This window comes from Epilithonimonas sp. JDS (assembly GCF_021261315.1).
In the GTDB taxonomy this organism is placed as follows: domain Bacteria; phylum Bacteroidota; class Bacteroidia; order Flavobacteriales; family Weeksellaceae; genus Epilithonimonas.
In genome coordinates, this window is record NZ_JAJSAX010000006.1 from 100,365 (window position 1) to 119,552 (window position 19,188).

Sequence of the window (19,188 nt, forward strand, 5' to 3'; positions counted from 1 at the left end):
AATGAAAAAAATCCTTTTTCTATTCATAGCAGCTTTTGCTATTGTTTTTTCGTGCTCCAAAGAAAAGCCTAAAGATATTGATACACCCAGCAAAGGCGAAATAACAGTTGAAGCAGACGAGTCATTCAAAAGTGTGGTGGAAGCTTTGGCGGAAAGATATACTGCGCTTAATCCTGGTACAAAGATCAATGTGGTAATAAAAAAGGAAGATCTAGGATTATTAGATGTTTTGGATAGAAAAGTGCGTATAGCAGTAATGTCCAGAGAACTTTCCAAAGAGGAAAAAGAAGCTTATGATAAGAAAATAGATTTGCCGTGGCTTCCCGGTAAATTTGCGGCAGATGCAGTTTTGTTCGTGGTTCCGAAAGATTCACCTTTAGAATCAATTTCGATGGAAGAGATTTACAGCGAATTAAATTCAGACAAAAAAAGATTGATCTTCGACGGAACAAATGCCAGCAATCTGAATTTCATTGCTCAAAAATTCAAAAAGAATCCGTCAGATCTTAAGTTTTCTATAATTAATGGAAATGAGAATGTGGCTGAGCAGCTGAAGAATTATCCGGACAAAATTGGAGTTATCAGTTATAATACAATCAGCCGGCCATTTGGAAAGGAAGCAGAAAAACTTAGAAGCGAACTAAAAGTGCTGAAAGTAATTAAGGATAATAAGGCATATGATGTTTCCAATGAGAATTTGAAGGAGATGACTTATCCGTTTACCAGAGTTCTGTATTTCATTTCCAACGAGGCATATTATGGCTTGGGGAATGGATTCATCAGATTTTCTTGCCAGCAACTTGGACAGATTGTTGTTGAGAAAGAAGGACTTCAGCCTTACAATATTTTCAAAAGAGAAGTTCGAATGAAATAATTTAATTTTTAATATTTATTTAACAGAATAATCAAAGTTTAATTTATATTTTGGTCTAAATATTGTCGATAAAACCAAAATTTACAGTTAAGAAAAATGAAAAAAGAGAATAAAATGAATTTATCAAAAAAAATTGTTGTTACAGCTGCGGTAGGCTTTTTTACAAGTTTTAGTTTTGCACAATCTGTACAGGACGGAATTAACTTTGTAGACAGCCAAAAATATGCAAAGGCAAAACAAAATTACACAGATCTTATCAATCAAAATCCTAAAGAAGCAAGCAATTATTTCTATTTAGGTAACACATATTTAACACAATTCGACCCGAATTTTGACCTTGCAACAGAGAGTTTCAATAAAGGTCTAGCTGCTGATCCTAAAAGTTATTTGAACAAATTAGGTTTGGCTGCTGTCAAATTAGGAAAAGGTGATAAATCTGCTATCACGGAAATTCAGCAGATTGTAAAAGATTCAAGAGAGAAAGATGCAGAGGTACTCTTCAGAGCTGGTGAAGCTTTGGTATTGTTTGAAAAAAACAGTTCACCAGACTTAGCGATCACATTGTTGAATAAGGCCGTTGAAAAATCTCAAAAGGCTGGCGTTCCTGCTAATTATTATTATGCTTTAGGTGATGCTTACAGAATCAAAAAAGATCCGGGTAATGCAATGACTGCTTATGATAAAGCAGAAGCTGTAGCGAAAAATAAAGCTTCAGTTTACACAAGAAAAGGAACACTTTGGATCGCTGCACAACAGTGGCAGCAGGCGAAAACAAATATTGATAAAGCGATTGCGGTAGATCCAACTTACGCACCAGCTTACAAAGCTTTGGCAGGTTTCAATATCAAATATCAGAAGAATGCGGAAGCAACTCAGAATTTGATAAACTATACAAAGTATGCGGATGAAGATCCTTACACACAATTAGAAATAGCTAAGCTTTATTTTACAAATGAAGATTATGCTAATGCAAAAACAACACTAGATTCTGTTTTTGATAAGGTAAATGATCCAATCAAACATAAATTGAGAGCTTACATTCTTTATGGAGAAGCAAAATATGCTGAAGCAAAACAAAGTATGGATACTTTCTTATCTCAGGCAGACAAGTCAAGAGTTCAGGCTTCTGACGAAGGTTTGCAAGGTTTGATTGCAGCTGGACTTGCTAAAGATGAGAAAGATGCAGCTAAAAAAGCTGAGCTTGAAGCACTCTCTAAACAAAAAGTTGCTTTTGCTAAAACTGCTAAGGATGAAACCCTGAATTGGGATGAAGAATTAGCAAAAATCAAAGGTGGATTGGTTGGTATTACAGCTGATGCTGGAGGAACTTCTCCTGAAATTGAAGCTTTGAAAGCTAAAGTGGCAGCAAATGCACAGGATACAGACGCCCTTTATAAATTGGCACAAGCTTATCAGGATGTGAAAAACTGGAATGGAGCTATCCTGACTTGGCAAAAAATGATTACGCTTCTTCCAACTTGGGAGCCGGCTTATTACAGCCAGGGTTACGCTTATCAGCAGGCCGGAAGCCAGGAATTGGCATCGGCAGCATATCAGAAGTATATTGATACTTTAATGGCTAAGCCAGCGGCAGACCAGGAGGCGAATAAAGAGACTATGTCTTACGCTTATTTTGCTATTGCTTTTATCGCAAAAGACAGTGACAAAGAAAAGGCGAAAGCTAACATTGCAAAATCATTAGCTCTGAATCCAACTTATGCAGATGCATTAGCGCTTCAAAAAGCACTTGGTCAGTAATCTGACATAAAACTTATATCTAAACTTCCCAATTCGTAAGATTGGGAAGTTTTGTTTTTATTAATTTTGCAAAAATATTTTAAAATGAAATGTGATTTTCTAGCTATAGGAGCGCATCCGGATGATGTTGAATTAGGTTGTGGCGGAACTATTATTAAGTTAATTTCTGAGGGAAAAACCGTTAGCATTATAGATTTGACAGAAGGAGAATTAGGAACCAGAGGAACCGCCGAAACACGTGCTAGAGAAGCAAGTGATGCAGCGAAAATCTTAGGAATTACCGCAAGAGAAAATTTGAAACTTAAAGATGGTTTCCTGAATAACTCCGAGGAATACCAACTAAAAATCGTTGAGAAAATCAGAAAATACAGACCAGAAATTGTTTTGGCAAATGCGATAGACGATCGCCATCCCGACCACGCAAAAGCGGCAAAATTGGTTTCTGATGCTTGTTTCTTAGCAGGCCTTAAAAAAATAGAAACTTACGATAATCATGAATTGCAGGAAGTCTGGAGACCAAAACATATCTTCCACTACATCCAATGGAAAAACGTTGTTCCGGAATTTGTGATTGATATTACAGGATTTTTAGATAAAAAAATAGAAGCCTGTCTTGCTTACAAAACGCAATTTTACAATCCCGAATCAAACGAGCCAATTACGCCAATTGCCACAAAGGATTTTCTGGAAAGCCTGACATACAGAGCACAGGATCTCGGAAGGCTCTCAGGAGTTGAGTTTGCAGAGGGCTTTACAACAGAAAAATTAATTGCACTCGAAAATTTTGATGGAATTGTTTGCAATTAAATGATAAAATGCTATATTTGCACACGCAAAAACGGTGATTGTAGCTCAGTTGGTTAGAGCGCCGGATTGTGGTTCCGGAGGTCGGGGGTTCGAGACCCCTCATTCACCCACAGAGTAAAAGCGCATTCTTTTTAGAATGCGCTTTTTATTTGGAAAATGTTTTGTTACTTTTAGATTTTTAAAACAAGTATGAAGCATAACAATAACTTCGACTTTCTACGATTTTTGTTTTCATTATTAGTTGTAATAGGGCATTCTATGATTCTAAGCAAGAAGCCTGAGTTTTGGAATGGTTTTTTAGCATCAATGCCAAATTATAGTGTTTGTGCTTTTTTTGTCATCAGTGGTTTTCTAGTGTACTCTAGTTTTGAACGAGTTAAAAATATACGGCAGTACGCAAAAAACAGGCTCAAAAGAATATTACCGGCATACTTCTTCGTCGTCATTTATTTCTCAATTTTTTTATTTTTCTTTTCAACTGCCGATGCGGATAAATATTTTTCGGTAGAGTGGGCAAAATATTTGGGGGTCAATTTTATCTTCGCAAATTTTTTAAAACCTTGTATCCCTTTTGTTTTTGAAAGCAATCCGGAATGCGCTATCAATGGTTCTTTGTGGACCATTAAAGTGGAATTAATGTTCTATTTGTTCGTGCCCTTTTTATATTATACTTTGTTTAAAAAATCTTTAAAAACAAAAAATTTCATTCTAATTGGATTATACCTCTTTTCTTTTGTTTATAGCCTTTTAGCGGAAAAATATTATGGTTACGGGATGGTAAAGCAGTTACCCGGAAGTCTTGGCTACTTCATAAGCGGCATTCTCCTTTACATCAATCTGGATTTCTTCCAAAAACATTCTTCCAAAATATTACCAGCCGCAATTATACTGTCAGCTCTGGAATTTTATTTTCTACCATTTAAGTTTGTTTTCCCGTTCTCATTGGGTATTTTGATTATATGGTTTGCATTCGCTCACATCCCTTTAAAGAACTTTGGAAAGCACGGCGATTTTTCTTATGGAATGTATCTTGTCCATTTCCCCATTATTCAATTATTTATTCAAGAAAAAATATACGATAATTATTCGTACGCAGGATTATTCTTAAGTTATATCATTATTATTCTCTGCTCAGTTCTAATATGGAAATTTATAGAATCTCCTTTTCTTAAAAAAAGGAAGCAAATTACGTAATGTAAGTCAAACAAAAAACGCATCAGTTGAGATGCGTTTTTTATTTTTAAACTTCGTCGTCAGACTCTATGGTAAAAGATTTTGATTTGAAGTCTTTATCGTGTCTTTCAGAGATCACATCTTCGCCTTTTTGCTGGATGATGAAATCTGTGGATTCATTAAATAGCTCCTGGAAACTTTTGAAATCCTCTTTGTAAAGATAGATTTTATGTTTTTCAAAAGTTGCTTCTCCATTTTCCCCGAAATTCTTTTTGCTCTCGGTAATGGTTAAATAATAGTCACCTGCTTTCGTCTCCCGCACATCAAAGAAATACGTTCTTCTGCCTGCTTTCAACACCTTAGTGAAAATCTCATTCTCATGTCGTTCCTTAAATTCACTCATCGTTATATATTTTTAAAAAATGTGTATTAACAAATATAACAGAATTCTCGGAAATTCAAAATGTTTTGTTAAAAAAACCTCAAAATTGATCGTTTTTCTTAAATTTTTAATAAAATTATTACCGATATGTTACTGAATCTAATTCAAATATAAAATCTCATCCGCTCTTTTTGCGCTTGATTCTCTGTGAGTTATGATGATGGAGGTCGTGGTTTTTAAGTCCTTATCGATATTCTGCAAAATGTTTTCTTCGGTCTCTGTATCCAAAGCAGAAAGGCAGTCATCGAAGATCAGAATGTTGGGTTGTTTTATCATAGCTCTTGCGATGCAAATCCTCTGTTTCTGCCCGCCAGACAGCATTACACCGCGTTCGCCGACCATTGTTTCGTACTGTTCTTTGAACTCTTCAATGTTTTTATGAACGTCCGCTTTTTTCGCCATTTCTACCACCAAGCTTCTATTTGGCTTGTCAATCGCAAATCCGATATTATTCTCAATCGTATCAGAAAAAAGATAACTTTCCTGCGGTGTGTAGCCCAATTGATCCCTGTATAATTTCAGATTATGTGTTTTTAAATTTTTTCCGTCGATTAATATTTCGCCTTCATCCGGATCAATCAGTCTGCAGATCAATTGTGCAATCGTAGATTTTCCGCTTCCTGTTTTTCCCATTATCGCAAGAGATTTCCCTGCGTCAACTTTGAAACTGAGATTGTCAACCGCTTTGATTCTGGTATTAGGATAAGTGTAGCTCACATTTCGGAATTCTATTTCGCCATTGATAGGATAAGTCTCTGTATTTTTATTGACGATGTCAGATTTCACATCCATAAACTCATTCACACGCTGCATACTTGCTTCCGCTCTCTGATTCACAGACGTTACCCAACCAAGCATTGAAAATGGAAATATCAGCATATTGATGTACATAAAGAAATCTGCAATCGTCCCAACGCTCATTTCGCCGGCAATATATTTCTGTCCGCCAATGTACAGAATGGCGACATTCAGAAGCCCGACGACGAAAAGGATGATCGTGAAAAAGTAAGCTTCCGTTCTCGCAAGATCCAAGGCTTTGTCCTGATAATCCTTAACTTTAATCCCGTAATTTTTCTCAATATATCTTTCTTTACTGAAGAATTTGACAACCCGGATTCCCGAAAAACTATCCTGAACAAAAGTCGAAATGCTAGATTGGCTTTTCTGCATTACCTTCGATTTTTTGTTAATAATATCACTCACTTTATAAATACCAAAAGATAGAATTGGCAACGGAACCAAAGTCCAAAGCGTCATCTGAACGTCGGTCATAAACATATAAACGCTCGTGATAATCAGCAAAATAATCAAGTTGACAACGTACATCACGCCAGGTCCAAGATACATTCTGATGGCGACAACATCTTCACTCAATCGGTTCATCAGATCTCCTATGGTTGTTTTCTTGTAATCGGTAACAGACAATTCCTGATAATGGGTGTAGATTTTATTTTTCAATTCGTATTCGATTCTTCTGGACGCTACAATAATCGTTTGGCGCATCATAAAAGTGAAAAATCCGGAAAGCAAAGAACAGCCAATCAGAATTCCGGAATTGATGAAAATGATTCTGAAATACGCCCAATTATTTTTGACATTATCAATCAGTCCGGCTTCGTCTGAGAGTTTCAGAGTGGCGTAATTTTTTTCAATAATATTTATGGTTTGTCCGATGTACTGGATCTTGTAAATCGCAAAAAAATTACTCAGAATAATGAATAAAAATCCCCAAAATAAAAGGACGCGGTGTTTCCAGAAATACGGATTAAGTGTTTTTAAAGCTTTCATTCTTTTTGCTTTGATTTTCCAAAAGCGGTACAAAATTAATGATTTAATATTTCTAAGAAGACTTTAAAACAGAAATTGAAATTTCTTAACAAATGGTAAGCTATTTTATTATCTGTAATGGTTCTAAAATAACATAATTCAGTATTTTTGTATCCGAAAAAATTTAATTAGAAAAATGAATCCGAAACCTAAATACGATATTGTACTGATTGGTGGTGGAATAATGAGTGCAACATTGGCAACAATGCTTCACCAATTTGACCCGAAACTGGAAATTGCAATCTTCGAAAGACTGGAAAAAGTGGCTAAGGAAAGTTCATCTGCATGGAACAATGCAGGAACAGGACATTCCGCTTTTTGCGAACTGAACTATACGCCGGAAAAAGACGGTAAGATCGATATTAAAAAAGCAGAATACATTGCAGAACAATTCGAAGTTTCCAAACAGTTTTGGTCTTACTTGATCGACAAAGGCATTATTGATAATCCAAAAGAGTTCATCAATTCCTGCCCGCATATGAGTTTCGTTTTTGGGGAGAAGGACGTTAATTATCTTAAAAAAAGACACGAAGCACTTTTAGAATCACCCCTTTTTGAAGGAATGGAATATTCGGACGATCACGAGAAACTGACAGAATGGATTCCACTGATGATGCAGAAGAGAATGGCATCAGACCAATTGGCTGCTACCAAAATGGATTTGGGAACCGATGTTGATTTTGGAAAACTGACAGTCAAATTAATAGAACATCTGGACAAAACTGAAAGCGTGGAGGTTTTCACTTATCACGAAGTCAAAGAAATAGATGCCGACGGAAAAGGCAGCTGGAACCTGCAGGTGAACGACAGAAAAAACCTGCACAAACAAACTGTGAATGCCGATTTCGTATTCATCGGAGCTGGCGGTTATGCTTTGCCTTTGCTGGATAGTTCCGGCATCGAGGAAAGCAAGGGTTATGGCGGCTTCCCAATCAGTGGGCAATGGCTGGTAAGCACCAATCAGGAATTGGTTGCAAAACATCAGGCAAAAGTTTACACGCAGGCTACAGTCGGCGCACCGCCAATGTCTGTTCCTCACCTGGATCTTAGAATTATTGATGGTGAAAAAGCGCTTTTGTTCGGTCCGTTTGCAGGATTCTCGACCAAGTTTTTGAGAGAAGGAAGTTATCTTGATTTACCGGAAAGTGTAAATTTCAAGAATATCAGGTCTTTATTCGGTGTTTGGTGGCACAATATGCCTTTGACGAGATATCTGATCCAGCAAGTGACGATGAATAAATCTCAGAGAATGTCGCATTTGAGAGATTTCGTGACCGATGCTCAGGAAAAAGACTGGGAACTTAGGACAGCCGGACAGAGAGTTCAGATTATCAAAAGAGACCGTTTCGAAGGTGGAAGACTGGAGTTTGGAACCGAGGTTGTTGTGAATAAGGATAAAAATATTGCGTCACTACTGGGCGCCTCTCCCGGTGCAAGTACATCGGCGTTTGCAATGATTATGGTTTTGGAAAACTGTTTTGCAGATAAACTGAAAACCGATTGGAGAGAAAAATTGGTGGAAATGGTTCCAAGCTATGGCAAAAAACTGGCGGAACATCCTGAATTAATCAACGAAATCAGAGCGTATTCCAAAGAAAAACTGGAACTGGAATATTAATGATCAAGCTATGCTTTTATAAAGCTGAAGATTTTGAGGATCTTACGAGTTACGATCTGGATGAGATTCAAAGTCGATTTACAGCAATGCCAAAAGCGACTTTAGAGATCATTAAAGAAAAAAATGCGGGCGACAAATTTCCGGTCAGTATTCTTTATCAGAACAAAGCTGTCGGTTTTTTCGTGTTGGATTTCGGAGTAGATAAGTTTGATTTAACTGAAAATGAAAATTCAACCTTGCTGAGATCGTTATCCATCAATCCGGATTATCAGGGAAAAGGAATTGGAAAAATAGCAATGATTGCACTTTTGGATTTTGTGAAAGATCATTTTCCAGAATGTAATGAAGTGGTTTTGGCTGTGAATTTTGACAATAAAAGTGCTTACGAGCTATATCTCAAATGTGGTTTTGAAGATCAAGGCAAAAGCAGAGAAATGAGCAAAGGATTTCAGCATCTTCTTAATAAAAAAATAGAATAAATGGGCGATACGATTGTAAAACCGAAGATTTCTAAAGAAATACTAAGCAAGCTTCAGTCACAAATGGTTGAAGAAAGACAGGTAACACTTCACTGCTGTTACAAATCGGAATTTTTCGAGGAAGAAAAAATCAGAATCTGGTCGTCAACCTATCTGCTGGATCGGCATTCGGATCATATTTCAAAATTGATTCATATTGAAAATATAAGTCTGTCGCCCAACTGGACCGATTTGCCTTTTAATAAAGAATATTGGTTCACCTTGGTTTTTGAAGGATTACCAAAGAATTGTAAGGTTTTCGATTTTATAGAATTGATTCATCAGGATGGTGGATTTTTCAAGGAAGGCATCGTGAGAAACGGATCAGACGTTTATAGACTTACATTAGACTAAATAAAAAAGGTTCAGAAATCTCTGAACCTTTTTTCTTATGAAAGCGTTTGCATTTCTGCTTTTATTTTTTCCTGCAAACCTTCGGAAGCTGCTACCAGCGGAAGTCTGAGGTAATTTTTAATTAAGCCTTTCTCCGCCAAAATGGTTTTTACACCACAAGGATTTCCTTCCGCAAAAATCAGTCTTGTGATTTCTACTAATGAATTGTGGATTTTATAAGCCTCATCTACTTCGCGACTCAATCCAAATTTTACCATTGTAGAAAATTCCTTCGGATAAGCCTGTCCGATCACGGAAATGACACCGTCACCGCCTGCCAAAGTTACCGGCAAAGTATATTCGTCATCGCCGGACATCAGGGAGAAATGATCGGGTTTTTGTCTCAGAATATCGAAATATTGCAGGATGTTTGGGGCTGCTTCTTTGATCATAATCAGATTTGGAAATTCATTAGCCAGACGCAAAGTGGTGGAAGCTTCTACATTTTGACCAGTTCTTCCCGGGACATTGTAAATAATAATCTTAGCTCCGGTTTCTGCCAAAGCTTTGTAATGCTGATAAAGGCCTTCCTGATTTGGTTTGTTGTAGTAAGGTGAAACAGAAAGTACCGCTTCGAAATCCGAAAGATCGGTGTCCAGGATTTGTTGTTTAACTTCTGCAGTATTGTTTCCTCCGATTCCCAAAACCAATGGCAATCTGTTGTTGTTGATTTTGGTGATGTGTGCAATTACTCTTTCCTTTTCGTCCTTGGAAAGTGTTGCAGCCTCGGCTGTTGTTCCCAAAACAACCAGGAAATTGGTTCCATTGTCTATATTATAATCGATTAATCTGGTAAGAGAATCAAAATCTATGGATAGATCTTCGTTGAAAGGTGTTACCAAAGCCACACCCACGCCTTTTAGCTGACTCATTTTTATATTAAATTAAATTTTCTCAAATTTAATTCATTTTAATAAATAGACAAACATTATATTTGTGTTTATTAAGCTAATAATTCCATTTCTGAAGATCCAAGAATGCTCTATAACTCACTGAAAAAAATATTTCCTAAAGATTTTTTAATTAAAAATGAACTTTTTTTTAGGAAATTCATCTATGTTTTTTATGCAGGCAAAAGCCACCAATGTCCGATTTGTGAAAAACAGTTCAGAAAATTTTTATTAAATCAAAGGGGTGAAAAACTCTGTCCAGCTTGTGGCAGTATGCCGCGGGACAGACGATTGATTACAGAATTCAAAAAGGAAATTCCGGCAAAGGAAAACATCAGGCTGCTAGATTTTTCACCGTCAAGATCCTTATACAGAAAGTTAAAAAGAGAAAAGAATATTCAATATTATCCGACGGATTTATCTACAGATTTTATTTCCGAGTATCAATATGATATTACGAAAATCCCCGTTGAAAATCAGTTTTTTGACTGCATCTTCTGCTATCATATTTTGGAACACATCGAAGAGGATGGCAAAGCTATGCTAGAGCTGCACAGAGTTTTGAAAGAAAATGGAAAAGTATTTGTTCAGACGCCCTTCATCAAAGGGGAAATCTATGAAGATCCGAAAGTGAAAACGGAAGAGGACAGATTAAAATACTTTGGACAGAAGGATCACGTGAGAATTTATTCGGTAGAAGGATTGGCAGGACGACTGGAGAAAGCAGGTTTTAAAGTTCAAATCAAGATTTTTGATGAAGATGATTATTTGGGACTGCGTCCGAACGAAACTCAATTGCTTCTCACAAAGAATTAATAAATCTGTAATAGCGCTAATAATTAATTAGTTAGTTTTAAAAATCTAAATTTGTTAGATTTGTATCATATATTTTTTCAATGAAAAAAAGACTTTTTGGATTCGGAATCATTGGATTGCTCTTAGTCAGCTGTAAAACGCCGCTTAATATTGCAAACATCCATACCGAAAAGAATATTTACGTTACCGATCAGCTGCAGGAGGACAAAGCGATAGATGACGTCATCCAACCTTACAAACACGAGTTGGAAGGCAAGATGAATGCAATTATTTCTCACACCAATGTGGAACTCAGCAAATCCGGAGACAATAGCAATCTGGGAAATCTATTGGCAGATTATACTTTTGAAGGCGCTGATGAGTGGGCGAAAAAGAATAATATTCCATCGATAGATGCTGCGGTTATAAATATAGGCGGCATCAGAACCATTATTGCCAAAGGTGATATTCTAACGAAGCAAATTTATGAAGTGATGCCTTTTGAGAATGAAATTGTCATCATCAAAATGAATGGAAAGGATGTAGAGGGACTTTTTGATTATTATCTGAAAACTCAAAAGAATAATCCGGTTTCCCATCTCATTATCGAGACCGAAAATGGAAGTCTGTCAAAAAAATTGATCAACGGTAAAACGATTGATGATCATAAAACATATTACATTGCAACATCAGATTATCTGGCTTTGGGCGGCGACAATATGTTTTTCTTCAGTAAAGGGGAAATGATCTCAACCGGAATCAAAATGAGAGATCTTTTCCTGGAAAAATTCAAACAGAATCCTGAGATTTCATCGCCTGATGACGTAAGACTGATTTTCAAAAATAAAAAATTAGAGGAATAATGCAGAGAAAAGAATTTCTAAAATACATCGGTGGCGGAAGTCTTGCTTTGACATTAGCTCCCAATCTTTTGCTGGCAGATCAGTTTGATTTTGTTAACAAAGACTCAGCTCATAAGCTGACAATTCTCCACACCAACGATCAGCACAGCAGAATAGAACCATTTGATGCTTCCTACACCAAGAATCCAAACCAAGGCGGATTTGCAAGACGCGCATCATTAATCCAAAAAATAAGAAGCGTAGAAAAAAATGTTTTGCTTTTGGATTCGGGCGACATTTTCCAGGGAACACCATATTTTAATTTTTTCGGCGGCGAATTGGAATTTAAGCTGATGAGTATGATGAAATATGACGCTTCTACAATGGGAAACCACGATTTCGACAATGGTTTGCAAGGCTTCCTGAAAGTTTTACCGAATGCGAAGTTTCCTTTCATCTGTTCCAATTATGATTTTAAAAACACCATTTTGGACGGGAAAACAGAACCATATAAAGTCTTCGTCAAAGACGGAATCAAAGTCGGTATTTTTGCGGTTGGGATTGAACTTAATGGTTTGGTCGGTAAAAAGAATTATGCTGAAACGATTTATCGTGATCCTATCGAAATAGCGCAACACTACGCCGATTTTCTTAGAAAAGATAAAAAATGTGATTTGGTAATCTGCCTTTCGCATATTGGATTTGATTACAAAGATGAGCCGGAGAAAATGTCGGACAAACATCTGGCGGCCAAAACCTCAGGCATAGATTTGATTTTAGGCGGACACACACACACTTTTTTGAAGGAACCTTTGACGTTTCAAAACAAAGATCATAAAAATGTGATTGTGAACCAAGTAGGTTGGGCAGGGATTTTATTGGGCAGACTGGATTTTTATTTTGATAAAAACAAAAGTGTGAAAAATATTTCCTGGAATAATCAGTTAATAGATGAAAACATAATAGTTTAGAATGAAGAAATTTTTATTATTTATATCGATTAGTATTACCCTGTTTTCAAATGCCCAAACAAGCAAGTGGACAGATCTCTTCTCCTACAATAATGTTTTGGCAATTCGGGAAGATAATGACAGATTGATAGCTGCTACAGGCAATGGTATTTTTTATTATTATCCATCCACCGGAGAAATTAAGAAACTTTCTAAGGCTAATGGACTCCACGAAGTTAAAATCTCAGCTTTCGATTACAATTCAGCCACTCAGACAGGAATCGTAGGTTATGAAAATGGCTCTATTGACGTGATTACGCCTAATGGTATTTTTCTGATTGTAGATATTCCATTAGCAACAGGTTATAACGGGAGCAAAAGGATTAATCAGATTTCTATTAATGGCGATAAAGCTGTAATCTCAGCAGGTTACGGTGTTTCTATATTCAATATTCCCAGAAGAGAGTTTGGGGACACAGCTTTTTTCTCTACTGGTGGAGTCTACGAAACTGTGAATTCTGCTGTTCTGAAGGATAACACAGTTTATGCCGCTACAGATTTAGCTATCAAAAAGCACGAGCTCAATTCTACCTTTTCAATTTATTCCGATTGGAATACTACCGCCAATGTGATTGAGTCAGGTACTTCTGCCCAATTCAAAAAGGTAGCTTCCAAAAGTATTATTGCTTATGCTAAAAAATACAATACAAGTTCGACATCATTTTACTTCGAAGTGAAATATGGAGCTGGACCAACTTTCGCCACACTTCCTAGAACTTTTACAAATATTCAGGATATCAGGGTTACGGACAGTCAAATTATTGTAACAGATCAAAGCCAGGTATATATTTATACTACAGGTGGTGCTCTGCAAAAAACTTTCGATGCTGGTGAGGGTATAAACACAGCTTTGATTTACGGTAACGCATTATTTACTGGGACAAAATTTTCAGGAATTTTTAATGAACAGAAAAATAGTTTTAAACCGGATGGGCCGTTTAACAACAGATCATACAAATTATCGATGTTAAATAATCAAATTTGGGTTTCCAGTGGAAATAGGGATGCGGACCCAGTCGCTACAACAGCTAAACCATTTGAGGATAAAATTGGATATTATCATTACGATGGTACAAAATGGAATTACCCACAATTTTTTTTAAATAACACTTCCGTTCGTTATAATATCTTAGATGTTGTGCCTGACCCTTCCAATCCTAATGAAGTATATTTTACAAATTTTTATTCTAATATTTCAGGATTTGCGGACAAAGGAGTTTATAGAATGAAAGGCAATGAGTTTGTAAAAAGATATGCATTTAATGATGGTAGCCCATTTTTTTTCAAACCAGTAGGACTAGTATTTGATGAGCAAAACAATCTTTTCTGCACTGTTCAATTTACCTGTCCATCATTTCCTGTCATCTGTCCCACTTCCAGTTTTTATTTACTGAATAAATCTACTGATTCCTTTGGTGCATCACCTTTTACAATTTTTAATATCGGCGGTATCCAGAAGCCATTTGCAAAAGATGGTATCTTGTACATGGCTGCGCCATTTACAGATGCCGGCGGACTTTTTATGTACGATTACAACAAGACAGCAAGTTCAACTTCAGATGATAAATTTAAAGTTCTGACTAAAAATAATAATCTTCCGAATAGCAGTGCAACATCTGTGACGGTGGATAATAATGATGATGTATGGATAGGGGCTAATCAAGGATTGCGAATACTTTCCAACCCAAAGGCTGCTATATTGGAAGAAAGCCCGCAGACAGATCCTATTATTATAGAAGAGAATGGTTTAGCAGAAGAATTATTCCGTGACGGTAAAATTTTACAGATCATTGCAGATTCTGGAAATCAGAAATGGGTTTCCATTGATGGCGGCGGTGTGTTTTATATCAGTCCTAATGGAGATAAAACAATTTATCATTTTACAAAAGCCAATTCTCCTTTGCCAAACAATAGTGTTACTGATATTAAAATTGATGAAAAAACCGGAAAAGTATATTTTGCAACTTTAGATGGTATTATGGTATACCAAGGTGATGTTACAGAAGTAAGTTCTAACTTTGGAAATGTATTGGTATATCCAAATCCTGTGGTTTATTCACAATACAAAGGTAATGTTAGAATTAGGGGATTAGCATCCAAAGCTAATATCAGAATCACAGATGCTGCTGGAAATCTCGTACATTCCGCAGTGGCAAATGGCGGTTACTTCGAATGGAATCTTGCCAACCAAAGAGGCGTGAGAGTGGCTTCCGGAATTTATTATGTTTTAATGACCAATGAGGACGGAACCGATACGGCAACGGCTAAAATTGCGGTTGTAAACTAAAAACAATTCAAATCTAACTTCTAGAATCTAATTTCTAACATCTACTTTTGATGACACAAGAAGTTTTTTTACTGTCTTATACAAAATATGGAGATCACGATGCTGTTCTCCATTGTTTTTGTAGGGAAAATGGCTTCGAAAGTTTCTTTGCCAAAGGCATCTACGCGCCGAAGAACAAAAAGAAGGCCTTCCTTTTCCCATTGAACGAATTATTGCTGTACACGTCCGACAAGAAGAAAAGCATCCAAAATGTTCAGAAGATAGAGCAGAAGAATGTTGATTTTTTCAGTTCGGATATTCGGAAAAATTCTATTTTGTTTTTTGTTTCCGATTTGTTGAATCAAGTTTTGAGGAATGAAAATCAGAACGTTGGAATTTATTCTGAGATTTCTATATTCTTGAGTCAATTGCAAATCGATAATTTCCAGTCGCATTTGATTTTTATTTTCAGACTTCTGAAACAGCAAGGTTTACAGCCTTTATTTTCCGATAAAACTTACCTCAATCCCGAAACCGGAAACTTCGAAGATATTGAGATGCATCACTTTTTTGACAAGACGATTTCCGATATTTGGAAAGACCTTATCACGTCGCAAGACCCATATAGCATCAAACTCAGCCGAAGCGAAAAACAAAATTTCCTTGATTCGATTTTAGTATATTTTCATTATCATTTTACAGATTTCCGCGAACCAAGGTCATTGGAAATCATCAAAGAGATTTTTTAGGTTAAATTTTCAACTACAGAATTTTAATTAATTCCTTGATGAGCGAAGCGTCTTTGCGAATCTTAAAGTATTTTCAATAATTTTTAAAAAAAACTTTGCGAACTTTGCGTTAAATTTTCATTCATCAAACATATTTTTATGATTATAAAAGCCATAGAAAAAGATATTTCCATAATCCAAAACCTCGCAAAAGAATCCTGGAAATCAGCTTATGCCAACATTTTGGAGCAAGAGCAAATCGCGTATATGTTAGATTTGATGTATTCTGAATCGACCTTGAAAACCCATTTCGAAAACCCAAATTATCAATATTATTTGATTGAAGAAGATGAGGTCTTTTTAGGATTTATCGGTTTTGAATTTCATAATGAACCAAAGACTACAAAACTTCACCGTATTTATTTTGTAAAGGAAGCGCAGGGAAAAGGTCTTGGGAAGAAAGCATTGGAATTCGTCAAAACTGAAACTCAAAAATCTGGCGACAAAAGATTGACTTTAACCGTCAATAAAAACAACAACGCCAAAAGTTTCTACGAATCACAAGGTTTCAAAGTCTATGACGAAGCGATTTTTGATATCGGGAATGGTTACGTAATGGATGATTATCTAATGGAATTCATTATCCATAAATAACTTTCAAAGCATTTGCAACCATCGCAAGTGCTTTTTTTGTGATTGATTTTCGTCAAGATTTAATGTCGAAAAATGAATGGATGATGAACAACTTTGAAACATCAAATTTCCATTTTTTAACTAATAATTTTCGGATTTTTTTTAAATCCTGATTTTAAGTTCATTAATTAAATAAAAACAATTTCCAAAATCAATCAATCAAAGTAATGTTATCGCGGTATTAATTCTCGTTGAAACTTATCTGAATTGATTCTTAAGTATTATTTATAAAGGGATAACGATTCATTAAAGTTTGATGTCAAGTATAATTTTAGATTTGTCGCAGAACGAAATCAAGCAAATGCCTGATAGTAATTTTTCTTCATATACTATTTTTTTAAATTTAAGAAGTCTGTTATTCGTAGCGGACTTTTTTATTAGCATACACTCCAATCCTCAAACGCTCGCACTCTCCAACTCTAAAACCCTCCAACCCTAACTAATCTGCGACCACTTATTTTTTCCTTTATATTGCTTGATGTAATATTGCTTCATCATCTGATTATCGGGACGCGTGAGAAGGGCATCTTGTTCCAATATCTTTTCAACAGCCAGTTTTGAAGCTTTGATGATGGCAGAATCTTCTATCAAACTCAACTTTTTGAAATCCACAACACCACTTTGCTGGGTCCCGAGAATGTCGCCTGGTCCACGCAATTCCATATCAACCTCCGAGATTTTGAAACCGTCCGTCGTTGCCACCATCGTTTTGATTCTGGTTCGGCTTTCCTTGCTGAGTTTGTCGCCCGTCATCAGAATGCAATAACTTTGTTCTGCGCCTCTACCAACGCGTCCGCGCAACTGGTGAAGCTGTGATAATCCGAATCGCTCCGAACTTTCTATAACCATTACAGAAGCATTCGGAACATTTACACCAACTTCTATCACGGTTGTTGCGACCATAATTTGCGCTTGTCCGGAAGCGAAGTATTGCATATTGGCATCCTTCTCCGCAGGTTTCATTCGGCCGTGAACCATCGTCACATTATAGCTTTTGAAGAAGTTCATCACGTGTTCCAAACCTTCCATCAGATTTTTATAATCTAATGTTTCCGATTCCTCGATGAGCGGATAAACGAAATAGATTTGCCTTCCTTTTTCAATCTCTTCCCGGCAGAAATTATAAACTGAAAGTCGGTCTTTTTCTCGACGATGAGCGGTGATGATTGGTTTTCTTCCAACCGGCATTTCATCAATCACAGAAACATCCAAATCGGAATAAAAACTCATCGCCAAAGTCCGCGGAATAGGCGTTGCGGTCATTACCAAAATATGTGGCGGAATGTTATTTTTTGCCCAAAGTTTAGCACGCTGAGCAACTCCAAATCTGTGCTGTTCATCGATAATCGCCAAACCAAGATTATGAAATTTCACTTTGTCTTCCAAAAGGGCGTGCGTTCCGATTAAGATGGAAAGTTGACCGTTTTCCAATTCTTCGTGGATGATTTTCCGTTCCGCTGTTTTGGAAGAACCTGTCAAAAGTCGGACGTTGATATTCGTGTTTTGAAGTAATTCTTTGATGGAATTAAAATGTTGTTGAGCCAGGATTTCCGTTGGCGCCATCAAACAAGATTGAAAACCGTTGTCCATCGCAATCAACATTGTTAATAACGCCACCATCGTTTTCCCGGAACCAACGTCGCCTTGAAGCAATCGGTTCATTTGGGTCGACCGTTTCATATCGATTCTGATTTCTTTCAGAACCCTTTTTTGCGCGTTCGTGAGTTCAAATGGAAGATTGTTTTCATAAAAACTGGTGAAATATTCGCCGACGATTGGAAACGGATTTCCGAAAGATTTTGTTTTTTGATGAAGTTTCTTCAAGCCATAACCGAGCTGGAAAAAGAAAGCTTCTTCAAACTTCAATCGCCTGTTGGCTTCATCAAATTGTTTTAAATCTTTAGGGAAATGAATGAAATAATAGGAATTCAATCGTCCAATCAACTTCATCGATTTCATCAAATAATCCGGCAGATTTTCCTGAATAAAATTAGGTAAATCTTTCAGAAGATTGAAAATAACGGTTTGAAATAATTTATTTGTGATCCCTCGCTTGGTCAGTTTTTCACTTCCGGGATAAACGGGTAGAAGTGTTCCTTGTAAAGCTTTTTTCTCATCAACCTCGATTTCCGGATGTGGCATCGAGAAGTTTCCATTAAAGAAATTGACCTTTCCAAAAATGAAAATCTCTTGATTCAATGGAATCGCATCTTTCATCCAATTCGTATATCGAAACCAGACCAAATCCATCGTTCCAGTCTCATCGCGGAATTTCGCAGACAATCGTTTTCCCTTCTCGTAAACCACTTCCTGAATGTCCGTAATCTTTCCTTTTAACTGAATGTCTGCCTCTGTATCTTTGGCGATATTTCCAATCTTGTGGATTTTACTTTTATCGATATATCGGATTGGGTAAAAGGTGAGCAGATCTTCCACAGTCGAAATTCCCAACACGTTTCTGATGAGTTTTGCGCGTTCGGTGCCGATGCCTTTGAGAAATTCTATGGAAGTTTCTAATGTCAAGAAAGGAAAATTTGTTCCGACGAATTTCGGG

General features: G+C 36.5%; 17 protein-coding genes and 1 tRNA gene. 14 read left to right on the forward strand and 4 right to left on the reverse strand.

Going from position 1 to position 19,188, the window contains the following annotated elements; translation table 11 throughout:
- Position 1 precedes the first annotated feature (1 nt).
- From LUD75_RS15465 to LUD75_RS15485, 5 genes are all read left to right on the forward strand, one after another.
- A complete protein-coding gene (locus tag LUD75_RS15465) occupies positions 2–874 on the forward strand; it encodes a substrate-binding domain-containing protein (protein ID WP_232706729.1) in 873 nt (290 codons plus the stop codon).
- 114 nt (positions 875–988) lie between these two features.
- Positions 989–2,632: a tetratricopeptide repeat protein gene (locus tag LUD75_RS15470; protein ID WP_232706730.1), complete on the forward strand. Its 1,644-nt coding sequence runs from the start codon at positions 989–991 to the stop codon at positions 2,630–2,632.
- A gap of 84 nt (positions 2,633–2,716) precedes the next feature.
- Positions 2,717–3,439: a bacillithiol biosynthesis deacetylase BshB1 gene (bshB1, locus tag LUD75_RS15475; RefSeq protein WP_232706731.1), complete on the forward strand. Its 723-nt coding sequence runs from the start codon at positions 2,717–2,719 to the stop codon at positions 3,437–3,439.
- Between the two features lie 33 nt (positions 3,440–3,472).
- Positions 3,473–3,548: transfer RNA gene (locus tag LUD75_RS15480), tRNA-His, on the forward strand.
- An 80-nt stretch (positions 3,549–3,628) separates the two neighbouring features.
- Entirely contained in the window at positions 3,629–4,633 is a 1,005-nt protein-coding gene (locus LUD75_RS15485) for an acyltransferase (RefSeq protein WP_262908222.1), read from the forward strand.
- A 46-nt stretch (positions 4,634–4,679) separates the two neighbouring features.
- On the opposite strand, the gene LUD75_RS15490 is transcribed toward LUD75_RS15485, so the two are convergent.
- Together LUD75_RS15490 and LUD75_RS15495 are read right to left on the reverse strand one after the other, a co-directional pair.
- A complete protein-coding gene (locus LUD75_RS15490; protein ID WP_063971170.1) occupies positions 4,680–5,015 on the reverse strand; it encodes a DUF3276 family protein in 336 nt (111 codons plus the stop codon).
- Between the two features lie 138 nt (positions 5,016–5,153).
- Positions 5,154–6,842 (reverse strand): ABC transporter ATP-binding protein, encoded by a 1,689-nt coding sequence (locus LUD75_RS15495; protein WP_232706732.1) that lies wholly within the window; start codon positions 6,840–6,842, stop codon positions 5,154–5,156.
- A gap of 151 nt (positions 6,843–6,993) precedes the next feature.
- Between LUD75_RS15495 and mqo the strand changes: the two genes are divergently transcribed.
- Genes mqo through LUD75_RS15510 form a run of 3 tightly spaced genes read left to right on the forward strand, consistent with a single transcriptional unit; the run spans position 6,994 to position 9,371 of the window.
- Entirely contained in the window at positions 6,994–8,499 is a 1,506-nt protein-coding gene (gene mqo / locus LUD75_RS15500; protein WP_317207329.1) for a malate dehydrogenase (quinone), read from the forward strand.
- On the forward strand, positions 8,499–8,978 hold the full coding sequence (locus LUD75_RS15505) for a GNAT family N-acetyltransferase (RefSeq protein WP_232706734.1): 480 nt from the start codon (positions 8,499–8,501) through the stop codon (positions 8,976–8,978). Before mqo ends, LUD75_RS15505 begins: the two co-directional genes overlap by 1 nt.
- Complete coding sequence (locus LUD75_RS15510; protein WP_232706735.1) at positions 8,979–9,371, forward strand: hypothetical protein; 393 nt, start codon at positions 8,979–8,981, stop codon at positions 9,369–9,371.
- 35 nt (positions 9,372–9,406) lie between these two features.
- On the opposite strand, the gene dapA is transcribed toward LUD75_RS15510, so the two are convergent.
- A complete protein-coding gene (gene dapA / locus LUD75_RS15515; RefSeq protein ID WP_232706736.1) occupies positions 9,407–10,282 on the reverse strand; it encodes a 4-hydroxy-tetrahydrodipicolinate synthase in 876 nt (291 codons plus the stop codon).
- A gap of 291 nt (positions 10,283–10,573) precedes the next feature.
- On the opposite strand from dapA, the gene LUD75_RS15520 reads away from it, so the two are divergent.
- The 6 genes from LUD75_RS15520 to LUD75_RS15545 all read left to right on the forward strand — a co-directional run bounded on the left by LUD75_RS15520 (position 10,574) and on the right by LUD75_RS15545 (position 16,595).
- The gene (locus LUD75_RS15520; protein WP_232706737.1) at positions 10,574–11,116 is read left to right on the forward strand and encodes a class I SAM-dependent methyltransferase; all 543 of its coding nucleotides are present in this window, start codon (positions 10,574–10,576) and stop codon (positions 11,114–11,116) included.
- Between the two features lie 80 nt (positions 11,117–11,196).
- The gene (locus LUD75_RS15525) at positions 11,197–11,958 is read left to right on the forward strand and encodes a 5'-nucleotidase C-terminal domain-containing protein (RefSeq protein WP_232706738.1); all 762 of its coding nucleotides are present in this window, start codon (positions 11,197–11,199) and stop codon (positions 11,956–11,958) included.
- Positions 11,958–12,908, forward strand: coding sequence for a metallophosphatase (locus LUD75_RS15530; RefSeq protein ID WP_232706739.1), 951 nt, complete (start codon positions 11,958–11,960; stop codon positions 12,906–12,908). Before LUD75_RS15525 ends, LUD75_RS15530 begins: the two co-directional genes overlap by 1 nt.
- A gap of 1 nt (position 12,909) precedes the next feature.
- Positions 12,910–15,234 (forward strand): hypothetical protein, encoded by a 2,325-nt coding sequence (locus LUD75_RS15535; RefSeq protein WP_232706740.1) that lies wholly within the window; start codon positions 12,910–12,912, stop codon positions 15,232–15,234.
- A gap of 50 nt (positions 15,235–15,284) precedes the next feature.
- Positions 15,285–15,962 (forward strand): recombination protein O N-terminal domain-containing protein, encoded by a 678-nt coding sequence (locus LUD75_RS15540; RefSeq protein WP_232706741.1) that lies wholly within the window; start codon positions 15,285–15,287, stop codon positions 15,960–15,962.
- Positions 15,963–16,100: 138 nt separating this feature from the next.
- Complete coding sequence (locus LUD75_RS15545) at positions 16,101–16,595, forward strand: GNAT family N-acetyltransferase (RefSeq protein ID WP_232706742.1); 495 nt, start codon at positions 16,101–16,103, stop codon at positions 16,593–16,595.
- Positions 16,596–17,069: 474 nt separating this feature from the next.
- Here LUD75_RS15545 and recG read toward each other — a convergent pair whose 3' ends face one another.
- Positions 17,070–19,157 (reverse strand): ATP-dependent DNA helicase RecG, encoded by a 2,088-nt coding sequence (recG, locus tag LUD75_RS15550; protein WP_232706743.1) that lies wholly within the window; start codon positions 19,155–19,157, stop codon positions 17,070–17,072.
- Between the last annotated feature and the right edge of the window lie 31 nt (positions 19,158–19,188).

Excerpts from the sequence above, each read along its gene's own strand:
- LUD75_RS15465 (WP_232706729.1), top strand. The coding sequence starts at position 2 with ATGAAAAAAATCCTTTTTCTATTCATAGCAGCTTTTGCTATTGTTTTT.
- LUD75_RS15470 (WP_232706730.1), top strand. The coding sequence starts at position 989 with ATGAATTTATCAAAAAAAATTGTTGTTACAGCTGCGGTAGGCTTTTTT.
- bshB1 (WP_232706731.1), top strand. The coding sequence starts at position 2,717 with ATGAAATGTGATTTTCTAGCTATAGGAGCGCATCCGGATGATGTTGAA.
- LUD75_RS15485 (WP_262908222.1), top strand. The coding sequence starts at position 3,629 with ATGAAGCATAACAATAACTTCGACTTTCTACGATTTTTGTTTTCATTA.
- LUD75_RS15490 (WP_063971170.1), bottom strand. The coding sequence starts at position 5,015 with ATGAGTGAATTTAAGGAACGACATGAGAATGAGATTTTCACTAAGGTG.
- LUD75_RS15495 (WP_232706732.1), bottom strand. The coding sequence starts at position 6,842 with ATGAAAGCTTTAAAAACACTTAATCCGTATTTCTGGAAACACCGCGTC.
- LUD75_RS15505 (WP_232706734.1), top strand. The coding sequence starts at position 8,499 with ATGATCAAGCTATGCTTTTATAAAGCTGAAGATTTTGAGGATCTTACG.
- LUD75_RS15510 (WP_232706735.1), top strand. The coding sequence starts at position 8,979 with ATGGGCGATACGATTGTAAAACCGAAGATTTCTAAAGAAATACTAAGC.
- dapA (WP_232706736.1), bottom strand. The coding sequence starts at position 10,282 with ATGAGTCAGCTAAAAGGCGTGGGTGTGGCTTTGGTAACACCTTTCAAC.
- LUD75_RS15520 (WP_232706737.1), top strand. The coding sequence starts at position 10,574 with ATGCCGCGGGACAGACGATTGATTACAGAATTCAAAAAGGAAATTCCG.
- LUD75_RS15525 (WP_232706738.1), top strand. The coding sequence starts at position 11,197 with ATGAAAAAAAGACTTTTTGGATTCGGAATCATTGGATTGCTCTTAGTC.
- LUD75_RS15530 (WP_232706739.1), top strand. The coding sequence starts at position 11,958 with ATGCAGAGAAAAGAATTTCTAAAATACATCGGTGGCGGAAGTCTTGCT.
- LUD75_RS15535 (WP_232706740.1), top strand. The coding sequence starts at position 12,910 with ATGAAGAAATTTTTATTATTTATATCGATTAGTATTACCCTGTTTTCA.
- LUD75_RS15540 (WP_232706741.1), top strand. The coding sequence starts at position 15,285 with ATGACACAAGAAGTTTTTTTACTGTCTTATACAAAATATGGAGATCAC.
- LUD75_RS15545 (WP_232706742.1), top strand. The coding sequence starts at position 16,101 with ATGATTATAAAAGCCATAGAAAAAGATATTTCCATAATCCAAAACCTC.